Origin of the sequence: Yersinia pekkanenii (assembly GCF_001152565.1) — a bacterium.
Classification (GTDB): domain Bacteria; phylum Pseudomonadota; class Gammaproteobacteria; order Enterobacterales; family Enterobacteriaceae; genus Yersinia; species Yersinia pekkanenii.
In genome coordinates this window covers 1-10,800 of record NZ_CQAZ01000001.1, presented here as the reverse complement: position 1 = coordinate 10,800, position 10,800 = coordinate 1, and the positions used below count along the sequence as shown (strand labels likewise).

Sequence of the window (10,800 nt, the reverse complement as noted above, 5' to 3'; positions counted from 1 at the left end):
CCCCTCACGTTTGCAGCCGGAGTCGCTCGTCTCATTAAACCTGATAATGTCACAGGTGCTATCAAACTGACAGGTCCACTCATGCCAACTCCTTGTCGAAAGATAATCCCAATATTGAGCCAGGCTCAATGAGCTTATCTATCGACACATCGGATGAGTTCTTAAATGAAGTGGGGAAAATTTACTTATATAACTAGCGAAATGTGAACAGATTCACATTTATCGATTAATAAATCATAGATGAAAAAAAGGGAGCCGAGGCCCCCTTCAAAATTTTGTGACTTGATCGTTATGGCAAAATTACAGACTTTCAGTGAAAGTACGGGTAATCACATCACGTTGTTGTTCTGGTGTCAGTGAGTTGAAACGCACGGCATAACCAGAAACACGGATCGTCAACTGAGGATATTTTTCTGGGTTTTTCACTGCATCTTCCAGCGTTTCGCGGCGCAGAACGTTAACGTTCAAATGCTGACCGCCTTCAACGCGCACAGTCGGTTGCACTTCCAGTGGAACTTCACGATATTCGATCTGGCCTAATTCACTTGCAGGAACGATTTGGTCTTCAGCATAGCCGGATTTAGCGCAAACACAGCGCAGTTCAGCTTTTTCATCATCCAACAGCCAAAAAGAGTTCAGCAAAGCTTCATTGTTAGCTTTAGTAATTTGGATACCAGTAATCATTTGGTGCCTCCGTAATACAGTTCTAAATTCCAAGGGAAAGAGAACTATCTTGGTTATTTGGTAAAACCATTGTTGTCTTATTGTTCTATATACCAGTCAGACAACCGGAATTCTTTGACTTAAATCAATCTTTCAGCCACATCGACAACCAAGCCACTGGCAAATTTATGTTTTATATCAATTTTATCAAGGGAGCCAATAGCAATTATTTTTGTAAATTTTCAACATTTTTTACATGGAGCGGTCAAAAAAACATCGTCACGTCACAAGCAGGGGTTTAACGGTTTCACTCGCAGGTTTGAACCGGTAAGCTAACGCACATCAATCATTTACAGAAACCAAGGAGAGTGTGTATGGCTGCCTCCCTTACCTGGCACGATGTGATCGGCGAGGAAAAAGAACTGCCTTACTTTAGGGATACACTGGCCTATGTGGCAGCAGAGCGCAGTGCTGGCAAGACTATCTACCCAGCACCAAAGGATGTATTTAACGCGTTTCGTCTGACCGAATTGGATCAGGTTAAAATTGTTATCTTGGGCCAAGACCCTTATCACGGCCCAAATCAGGCACATGGACTATCATTTTCTGTGCTGCCGGGTGTGCCTGCTCCCCCTTCGTTGGTCAACATATACAAAGAGCTGTCTACCGATATTCTCGGCTTTCAGCGCCCTAACCATGGCTTCTTACAAAGCTGGGCTGAGCAAGGGGTATTACTGCTTAATACTGTGCTGACGGTTGAAGCAGGTAAAGCGCACTCTCACGCCAACCTTGGCTGGGAAACCTTTACGGATAAAGTCATTGCGGCCCTGAATGCACATCGCGATGGTGTGATTTTTATGTTGTGGGGAGCACATGCGCAGAAAAAGGGCCGTATCATTGATACCCAGCGCCATTTTATTTTGAAAGCGCCACATCCATCACCACTTTCCGCACATCGCGGTTTTCTTGGCTGTAAGCACTTTTCGCAGGCAAATCAACTGCTGCAACAGCACGCTCAGCAACCGATTGACTGGCAACCCACACTACCTGAATAATAAAGCATCATAAATTCAAACAGTTGGATAAAAAAAGGCACCGGAAGGTGCCTTTATCGCATCAGGACACCTTAAGCTTTCGCTTTAGATACCGCAACCATCGCCGGGCGCAACAGACGGCCATTCAGCGTATAGCCTTTTTGCATCACCATCATCACATGGTTTGGTTCATGATCAGCAGATTCAAGCATCGTCATTGCCTGATGAACTTCAGGGTTAAACGGCACGTGAGTATCGCTGACAACTTGAATACCGTATTTACCTACTGCATCAAGCAGTGATTTTAGCGTCAGTTCGACACCTTCAATCATCGAGGTCAGTTCGGTATTGGTTTTATCAGCAGTATCCAGCGCTCGTTCCAGATTATCGATCACGGGTAATAATTCAGCCGAAAATCTTTCCAGAGCAAACTTATGCGCTTTCTCAACATCCAATTCAGTACGACGACGGATATTTTCAACTTCAGCCTTGGCGCGTAGCAAACTTTCGCGCTCACGTTGTAAGGCCGCAGCCAACTGCGCCTCAAGCTCGGCAACACGCGGATCTACGCCTTCATCCATCTCTTGTGTCGCATCCACTTGCTGCTCTGCTGCATTTTCCATTTCTTCCGAGACTTGCTCGTTTGATGTTTTCTGTTCTTTACTACTCATGGATATCTCCGCGTTTTAGCATTAATCTCGCTACTTGGCTTATTATGGGGATCAAAACCGGGGATTCAAGGGAACCGGTCATAATGTGGGACAAAAGACACCCCAGTAAGGAAAATCACGGCAATGAATAATAAAAGCTTCAATTGTATTGGTATTGTTGGTCACCCACGGCATCCGGCCGCACTTGCCACCCATGAAATGCTCTACCACTGGCTAAACGACAGAGATTATGAGGTGATAGTTGAACAGCAAATTGCCAAAGATCTTAATTTAATCGATGCCGTTACCGGCAGTTTGGCTGAAATCGGCCAAAAGGCTGATTTGGCCGTGGTGGTCGGCGGTGATGGCAATATGCTCGGTGCCGCACGGGTACTTGCCCGCTATGATATCAAAGTGATCGGAGTCAACCGAGGTAATCTCGGCTTTCTGACCGATTTAGACCCAGATAATGCCCAGCAACAACTTTCCGATGTATTGGAAGGTGAATATCTGAGCGAGCAACGTTTCTTGCTAGAAGTTCAAGTCACCCGCACTGATCAACAAAGCCGTATCAGCACTGCGATCAATGAAGTGGTTTTACATCCGGGTAAAGTGGCCCATATGATTGAATTCGAAGTGTATATCGATGATCGCTTCGCTTTCTCTCAACGTTCTGATGGCCTGATCATCGCTACCCCCACCGGCTCGACGGCTTATTCGCTCTCCGCAGGTGGCCCGATCCTGACACCCACACTGGATGCTATCGTCTTGGTTCCCATGTTCCCGCATACCCTTACCGCTCGCCCACTCGTCATTAATAGTAGCAGCACCATCCGCCTGAAGTTTTCACAAATGATCAGTGACCTGGAAATAAGCTGTGACAGTCAAATAGCCTTACCCATTCAGGAGGGGGAAGAAGTTTTAATCCGGCGCAGTGATTTTCATCTCAATCTTATCCACCCCAAGGATTACAGCTATTTCAATACGTTAAGTACAAAACTGGGTTGGTCAAAAAAATTATTCTAAAAAGTGGCCTAGGGACTTTACTGTATATAAAACCAGTCTATACTGTATTCAAATACAGATATGTGTTTATGTACAGGAGATTTACCATGCTGGCCCAATTAACCATCAGTAATTTTGCAATTGTACGTGAGTTAGAAATTGATTTTCAGCCCGGAATGACCGCAATTACTGGCGAAACTGGGGCGGGTAAATCCATCGCCATAGATGCATTGGGGCTGTGTCTTGGCAGCCGCTCAGACGGTAGCATGGTGCGTTTGGGGGCAGCACGTGCCGATATTTGCGCCCGCTTCTCACTGACAGATACCCCATCAGCCCGTCAGTGGTTGGAAAACAACCATCTTGACGACAGCAACGAATGCCTGTTGCGGCGAGCTATTGGTACCGATGGCCGCTCAAGGGGCTTTATTAATGGAACGGCGGTCCCTTTATCCCAATTACGGGAGTTAGGCCAACATCTGATCCAAATTCACGGTCAACATGCCCACCAGTTACTGTTAAGACCGGACCATCAAAAACAATTATTAGATGCTTACGCTGATCAATCTGTCCTGCTGGCTGAGATGAAAGCGGCCTATCAAATCTGGCACCAAAGCTGCCGTGCGCTGGCGCTCCATCAGCAGCAATCGCTAGAACGTAATGCCCGCCACGAGTTACTACAATATCAGTTGAAAGAGCTGAATTCATTTGCCCCACAAGCTGGGGAATATGAACAAATTGATATCGAATATAAACGATTGGCGAACAGTGGGCAGTTGTTGTTACTCAGTCAACAGACACTACAGCTACTGTCAGATGGCGATCAGAATAATATCCTCAGCCAACTCTACTCAGCCAAAAATCAGTTAACCGAATTGGCAAGTATGGATGAGCAATTTAATAATCTGCTGAATATGCTCGAAGAGGCTTCCATCCAAATTAGTGAGGCCAGTGATGAATTACGCCACTATGCAGAACAATTGGATATGGACCCTAACCGCCTGTTTGAACTGGAACAACGGTTATCCCGTCAATTAAATCTGGCCCGTAAACATCATGTAGCACCGGAAGAGTTACCGCAGTTCCATCAGCAGTTATTGGCTGAGCAGAAACTGCTCTCACAGCAAGAAAACGATCACGAACAGCTCAGTCATGTGGTAAATACTCACTATCAGCACGCATTGTCTGTTGCCAAGCGGTTGCACCAAGAGCGTCAACATTATGCTGATGAACTGGCTGCACTAATCACCGAAAGCATGCATGAGCTGTCGATGCCACACGGCAGGTTCACTATTGACACCCATTTTGAGCCTGAGCACCTCAGTGCTGAAGGAGCGACGCGGGTTGAGTTCTGTGTTACAACCAACCCAGGCCAACCGCTACAAGCGCTAGCCAAAGTCGCTTCGGGAGGGGAGCTATCGCGCATTGCATTGGCAATTCAGGTCATTACAGCGCGTAAAATGGACACTCCTGCCCTTATCTTTGATGAGGTCGATGTTGGTATCAGTGGTCCGACCGCTGCGATTGTAGGCCGTCTGCTGCGTCAACTTGGTGAATCGACCCAGGTCATGTGTGTCACTCACCTGCCTCAAGTGGCAGGTTGTGGTCATCAACATTTCTTTGTGAGTAAACAAACTGATGGCACTGAAACCGAAACGCATATGCATCGGTTAGATAAAAAAGCCCGCTTGCAAGAGTTGGCGCGCCTTCTGGGCGGCAGTGAAGTGACGAAAAATACCCTGGCAAATGCAAAAGAATTGCTCGCAGCGTAGAAAAGATTAACTTTTTTCCTTTCCAGAGGTCATACAGGTGCCCTGTAAAGGTTTCCAACTGCTGCAAGGTCTATTATCATCGTCATCCTACGCCCTAAAGGAATGTGATTACTATGCGCTGTAAAATGCTGACTGCCGCCGCTGTGATGCTTGCAATGCTTACTGCGGGTTGTTCAACGCTGGAGAAGGTGGTCTACCGGCCTGATATTAATCAGGGTAACTATTTATCACCTAATGATGCGTCCAAAATTCATAAGGGTATGACCCAGCAACAAGTGGCATATACCTTAGGCACCCCAATGTTGCAGGATCCATTTGGTACCCAAACCTGGTTCTATGTATTCCGCCAGCAACCGGGGCACGAAAAAATAACGCAACAGACATTGACGTTAACCTTTGATAGCAGTGGTGTACTGACTGATATCAAAAATGAACCAACGTTAGCAGGAAATTAATTTATCCGAAGATTGCAGAACAGATTGAAGGAGCAAATGCTGATTAAGGTTTTAGGTGCCAAACCTACTAATATTGAGACCTCTATATGGCAGCAAATGTTTTTTCTTCCATAGCAGTCCAGGGCTACAACAAAAAAATAAGGCGCAGATCGTGCCTTATTTTTTTGCTTGTTCAGCTCGCTGCCGGCGCAGTTCTTTAGGATCAGCGATCAGTGGGCGATAAATCTCAACACGATCCCCCTCGTTAAGCTTGTCGCCAAGCTTTACCGGGCGACTGTAAACACCCACTTTATTCTTTGTCAGATCAATATCTGATCGTAACTCAAGCAAACCCGATGCTTTGATGGCATCCTCAACGGTACTGCCCGCCTCAAGAGAAACAATGCGTATATATTGACGCTCAGGCAAGGCATAAACTACCTCAACGCGCATATCAGGCACTATAAACCTCTTTCGCCCGTTGGGTAAACGCTTGCACCATATTTCCAGCTAATTCCTTGAATAATTTACCAAAAGCCAGTTCAACCAACTTATTGGTAAATTCAAAATCGAGGTGCAATTCAACTTTACAAGCATCTGCACTCAGGCGGGTAAAATGCCAACCTCCCATCAATTTACGAAATGGCCCATCAACCAGTTGCATATCAATGCTCTGGTTATCAGTCAATATATTGCGTGTAGTAAAGGTCTTGCTAATACCGGCTTTGGCAACATCTACGGCAGCCGTCATTTCATTTTCAGTAGCATCAAGCACCCGGCTTCCGGTACAACCAGGTAAAAACTCTGGGTAAGAACGAACATCATTAACCAGTTGATACATCTGTTCTACGCTAAATGGAACCAACGCAGAGCGGCTAATCTGTGGCATAACATTTCCTGTGAGACATAAAACGCCCTGATAATACCATTTATCTACCGTCAGACAAAAAATCTGCTAGGCATTCTGCGCAACAAATGAGACAAAATGCACAGGCATCCTGCGGGAAAGGATTTCATTCGCCTCCGCATACAGTATAATGATCAACACTATGACAAAGAAAAAAGCATACAAACCCGGTTCCGCAACCATTGCGCAAAATAAACGTGCCCGCCATGAATACTTCATTGAAGAAGAGTTCGAAGCGGGTCTTGCACTGCAAGGTTGGGAAGTAAAATCTCTGCGTGCTGGCAAAGCCAACATTAGTGATAGCTACGTAACCTTTAGAAATGGTGAAGCCTTCTTGTTTGGCGCCACCATTACGCCGTTGAACGTTGCCTCGACTCATGTTGTCTGCGAGCCAATGCGTACCCGTAAACTGCTACTAAACAAACGCGAGCTGGATTCACTGCTCGGTAAAGTTAACCGCGACGGCTTTACCGTAGTTGCCCTTTCCGTATATTGGAAAAATGCTTGGGTTAAAGTTAAAATCGGCGTCGCAAAAGGTAAGAAAGATCACGATAAGCGCGATGATATCAAAGATCGTGAATGGCAGGTCGATAAAGCCAGAATAATGAAACACGCTAACCGTTAAGTCTCTGGCTTATCAGTGTATAGTTCTGATATACTATAGAAGTTCTTTGGGGCTGATTCTGGATTCGACGGGATTCGCGAAACCCAAGGTGCATGCCGAGGTGCGGAGGCCTCGTAAAAAACCGCAAAAAAAATAATTGCAAACGACTCGCAATACGAATCTGCTGCTTTAGCAGCTTAATCAGCCTAAGAAACTGAAGATTCCCTCTCTCCCTAGCCTCCGCTCTTAGGACGGGGATCAAGAGAGGTCAAACCTAAAAGAGATCGCGTGGACACCTTGCCTGGGGTGAAAACGTTAAACCCAATCAGGATAGTTTGTTAGTGGCGTGTCCGTCCGCAGCTAACCGGCGAATGTAATGACTGGACTAAGCATGTAGTGCCGACGGCGTAGTAATTTCGGACGGGGGTTCAAATCCCCCCAGCTCCACCAAATAATGATCCGGGTATTACCAGATAAGTCCGGAGAAGTACGGAAAGCCCGCATACCATATAGGTTTGCGGGCTTTTTTGTGTCTGTATTAGTCCGAGGATATCCGCCTGAAACCGATGTTTATTGGTATACAAATTGGTATACGCTAAGATGTATACCAATAAACGTATACCAATTACAGGGAAGAACCTTGCATGGCGCGGACTACACGCCCCCTCACCCACACTGAAGTACAAAAAGCGAAAGCCATCGATAAAGACCTTACCCTGCATGATGGTGATGGTTTATTTTTGTTAGTCAAAACCACTGGCAAGAAAATTTGGCGTTTCCGCTATCAACTTCCCAACAGTAGTAAACGCACTATGATCAGCCTCGGCGCTTACCCAGCTCTATCCCTTGCAGATGCCAGAGAGGTACGCGCAGAGAAACTAGCGATGTTAGTCCGAGGGACAGATCCCCAAGCAAGAGCTGGTGAAGAGGCTGAAAAGCTCCAGATAGCTGAGGAAAGTATCTTTGTGAATGTCGCCCGCAAATGGTTCGAGTTGAAAGAGAGCCACGTTAGTGCAGCCCATGCGAAAGATATTTGGCGTTCTATTGAAAAAGATATCTTACCCAGCATCGAAAATATTCCTGTCCAAGAACTCAAAGCACGCACCCTGATTCAAGTATTAGAGCCAATCAAAGCGCGTGGGGCATTAGAGACGGTTAGGCGATTGGTGCAACGTATAAACGAGATAATGATTTATGCAGTCAATGTTGGTTTGATTGATGCCAATCCAGCATCAGGTATTGGTAATGCGTTTGAAAGACCTAAAAAGCAGCATATGCCCACCATCAGGCCTGAAGAATTACCCAAGCTAATGCGTACTATAGCCATGAGCAATCTGTCGATACCCACCCGCTGCTTACTTGAATGGCAATTACTAACACTGATACGCCCTGCTGAAGCCTCGGCAACAGCTTGGCTAGAGATCGATTTAGAGAATAAGCAATGGTGTATTCCGGCAGAACGGATGAAGGCAAAACGCGATCATATCGTTCCGCTGTCAGATCAAGCACTAGAAATACTCGAAATCATGCGTCCTATCAGCGCCCATCAGGAATATGTATTTCCTAGCCGTAATAATCCCAAAAAACCAATGAACAGTCAGACTGCAAATGCGGCATTAAAACGTATCGGCTATGGTGGGAAACTAGTTGCACATGGCCTACGCTCTATTGCGAGCACTGCGATGAATGAAGCTGGCTTTAACGCCGATGTTATCGAGGCTGCGCTGTCTCACAGTGACAAGAACGAAGTCAGAAGAGCATATAATCGCTCTACATACCTTGAGCAACGGTATGAATTGATGCATTGGTGGGGTAAAGAAGTTTATATCAAGAAATGATGTTTATTAATAATTTTTTAGTATATAAATAATTGTATTACCTAGTTTGTAAAACTACTTTAAGGATAAAAAATGGAGTTTATTAAAGAGTTTGATGAAGTTATAAGATTAGGTATTGATGGTCATATCGAAGATACATTATTGAATGCTGATAATGATTATGTATTCGAATTCGCTGAAACATTGTACCTTATAACTCGTTATTATTTTGGGCTTCCTGAGAAACCAAATGAAAATTTTTCATTTGTTGCTAACTCATCCTTAAGTGGTGGCCGTCATCCATGTGCCGCCCCTGAGTGTAGAATAGAAAAAATCAAACAGTTAGCATCATTCTCATCCTTATATACCGATGAAGTATATATTCAAAACCCATTTGAAAGAATATTTATTGCTGGCCCTGAAAAATTGAACTTAATGCTAAGACAAGATTTAATCGCTGCAATATATAGTTACCTATATCTAAAACCATTAATTAAGAGAGGTATTATTAAGTACGCACAAAACAGAATTTCTCTTTGTCATGATCATCACATATCATTAGCAAAACCATTGTCAGAAAAAATAACCAAAAAAGAAAATAAACTTTATGATTTACTCCATGAGTTTATGCTAGAAACTTGTGAGATTTCATTAGGAATGGAGGAAGAAAGAAAACCATTTTTTGAGATAAAGAGTCCTACAGGCCTCATCGATCATGGCGTAATGTACTTTCATATAATGGAGCCACTTGGCGATTATATTGAGAACCTATGTACTAAAGAAATGCCATATTTATTTTCAAAAAAAGAAATAATCGATGAGGGAATTTTAAGCTTGGTAATAAGTCCAATTATAAATGATCTATCTAACCAAGAGTGGCATTCATTTTTTTATGGCACTTCATATTTATGTGACAATCAGATTCAAATGGATATTGCTAGTAGACTAAACAATTCAGTTTACAAGGCTAATTCAACTTCATTTGATTCAACTATTAAACATTACTTGCCTACAGTTCAAAGCAGGAGCTTAGATGATATATTAACGTTAAGAGATCGAGAGGCGGAGGCATTTTATGTCTATAGAGATAAGATAAATACAATGATTAAAAAAAGTGGCGATTGGAAAGAATCGGATATCTCTGAGTTATTTAGAGATCAAATACTTCCGGAAATAAACATTATTGAAAAGAAAGTCAGAGATTGGAAAACAAAAACCAGAAGTGGACTAAGGGATAAAATTATAATCGGATCTGGAGCAATGTCTTTTGGTCTATACTCAGGTGTATTACCAAGTGATTTTAGTCACTTATTTGCCGCAGCTGGAGGGGGGGCTGCATTAGTCAGTGCAATGATTGATTTAAGTAAAACATTGAAAGGCAAAGAAGAAGCTAGAAAAAGTGATTTTTACTTCCTATGGCAAGCAAATAAATAATTAAACTAGAGTATATGCATAGAAAAACTAACTTGCTTTATCATTCACACCTCATTCCGTTAGTGCGTTTGGAGAATGTATCACAATTACAAGAAACGATGCTTTAACGCCCCCGCGCGCAATGGTCCCCCGCCTACGCGCTCTGACTTTATCATGCACTTTTCATGCATGACATAGAGAGCCTACAAGCCCTTGTGGTGCGGTGTTTCAGGTGTTTTGATGCCGGGGCGTTGCATGCAAAATCATGCACTATATGCATGCAGTGCTCATTTTGGCAGGCTAGCCAGAGAAAAAGCCCTTAAACGGCAAGGGCGAAGTGGTGAGAGTCGGAGAAAAGTCCCCGCCTTGAGAGGTTACAGGCAGGGTGGGATTATTAATGAATTCGTGCGTTAGAACCGTAGCGATTTAATACTTTTCGTTCTAGTAGAATAACTTCGGGTATTATTTCAGGCTCTTTAATCGGAGGGCGGGTAATTATTTTAT

11 protein-coding genes, 1 other RNA gene and 1 pseudogene are annotated in these 10,800 nt (G+C 44.1%); 8 read left to right on the top strand and 5 right to left on the bottom strand.

What is annotated here, in order from left to right; all coding sequences use genetic code 11:
* Positions 1-300: 300 nt before the first annotated feature.
* Positions 301-684: an autonomous glycyl radical cofactor GrcA gene (gene grcA / locus AEP37_RS00055; RefSeq protein WP_049607995.1), complete on the bottom strand. Its 384-nt coding sequence runs from the start codon at positions 682-684 to the stop codon at positions 301-303.
* 353 nt (positions 685-1,037) lie between these two features.
* On the opposite strand from grcA, the gene ung reads away from it, so the two are divergent.
* Positions 1,038-1,718 (top strand): uracil-DNA glycosylase, encoded by a 681-nt coding sequence (gene ung / locus AEP37_RS00050; RefSeq protein ID WP_049607993.1) that lies wholly within the window; start codon positions 1,038-1,040, stop codon positions 1,716-1,718.
* Between the two features lie 71 nt (positions 1,719-1,789).
* On the opposite strand, the gene grpE is transcribed toward ung, so the two are convergent.
* Positions 1,790-2,368 carry a nucleotide exchange factor GrpE gene (gene grpE, locus AEP37_RS00045; protein ID WP_049607990.1) on the bottom strand — a complete coding sequence of 193 codons (579 nt, stop codon included), beginning with the start codon at positions 2,366-2,368 and terminating at the stop codon, positions 1,790-1,792.
* Between the two features lie 123 nt (positions 2,369-2,491).
* On the opposite strand from grpE, the gene nadK reads away from it, so the two are divergent.
* From nadK to bamE, 3 genes are all read left to right on the top strand, one after another.
* A complete protein-coding gene (gene nadK, locus AEP37_RS00040; protein ID WP_049607987.1) occupies positions 2,492-3,373 on the top strand; it encodes an NAD(+) kinase in 882 nt (293 codons plus the stop codon).
* Between the two features lie 86 nt (positions 3,374-3,459).
* The gene (recN, locus tag AEP37_RS00035) at positions 3,460-5,121 is read left to right on the top strand and encodes a DNA repair protein RecN (RefSeq protein ID WP_049607984.1); all 1,662 of its coding nucleotides are present in this window, start codon (positions 3,460-3,462) and stop codon (positions 5,119-5,121) included.
* A 113-nt stretch (positions 5,122-5,234) separates the two neighbouring features.
* On the top strand, positions 5,235-5,576 hold the full coding sequence (bamE, locus tag AEP37_RS00030) for an outer membrane protein assembly factor BamE (protein WP_049607982.1): 342 nt from the start codon (positions 5,235-5,237) through the stop codon (positions 5,574-5,576).
* Positions 5,577-5,732: 156 nt separating this feature from the next.
* On the opposite strand, the gene AEP37_RS00025 is transcribed toward bamE, so the two are convergent.
* Positions 5,733-6,017 carry an RnfH family protein gene (locus tag AEP37_RS00025; protein WP_049607977.1) on the bottom strand — a complete coding sequence of 95 codons (285 nt, stop codon included), beginning with the start codon at positions 6,015-6,017 and terminating at the stop codon, positions 5,733-5,735.
* The gene (locus AEP37_RS00020) at positions 6,010-6,444 is read right to left on the bottom strand and encodes a type II toxin-antitoxin system RatA family toxin (protein ID WP_049607974.1); all 435 of its coding nucleotides are present in this window, start codon (positions 6,442-6,444) and stop codon (positions 6,010-6,012) included. Before AEP37_RS00020 ends, AEP37_RS00025 begins: the two co-directional genes overlap by 8 nt.
* Before the next feature lie 160 nt (positions 6,445-6,604).
* Here AEP37_RS00020 and smpB point away from each other — a divergent pair, with 160 nt between their 5' ends.
* The 4 genes from smpB (at position 6,605) to AEP37_RS00005 (ending at position 10,317) form a co-directional block, all read left to right on the top strand.
* The gene (gene smpB / locus AEP37_RS00015; protein ID WP_049608454.1) at positions 6,605-7,087 is read left to right on the top strand and encodes an SsrA-binding protein SmpB; all 483 of its coding nucleotides are present in this window, start codon (positions 6,605-6,607) and stop codon (positions 7,085-7,087) included.
* A 48-nt stretch (positions 7,088-7,135) separates the two neighbouring features.
* Positions 7,136-7,516: a transfer-messenger RNA gene (gene ssrA, locus AEP37_RS24440) on the top strand.
* Positions 7,517-7,710: 194 nt separating this feature from the next.
* Entirely contained in the window at positions 7,711-8,904 is a 1,194-nt protein-coding gene (locus tag AEP37_RS00010; RefSeq protein ID WP_049607971.1) for an integrase domain-containing protein, read from the top strand.
* A 72-nt stretch (positions 8,905-8,976) separates the two neighbouring features.
* On the top strand, positions 8,977-10,317 hold the full coding sequence (locus tag AEP37_RS00005) for a hypothetical protein (RefSeq protein ID WP_049607968.1): 1,341 nt from the start codon (positions 8,977-8,979) through the stop codon (positions 10,315-10,317).
* 373 nt (positions 10,318-10,690) lie between these two features.
* On the opposite strand, the pseudogene AEP37_RS25915 reads toward AEP37_RS00005, so the two are convergent.
* Positions 10,691-10,800, bottom strand: a pseudogene (locus tag AEP37_RS25915) (ogr/Delta-like zinc finger family protein); the annotation flags it as partial.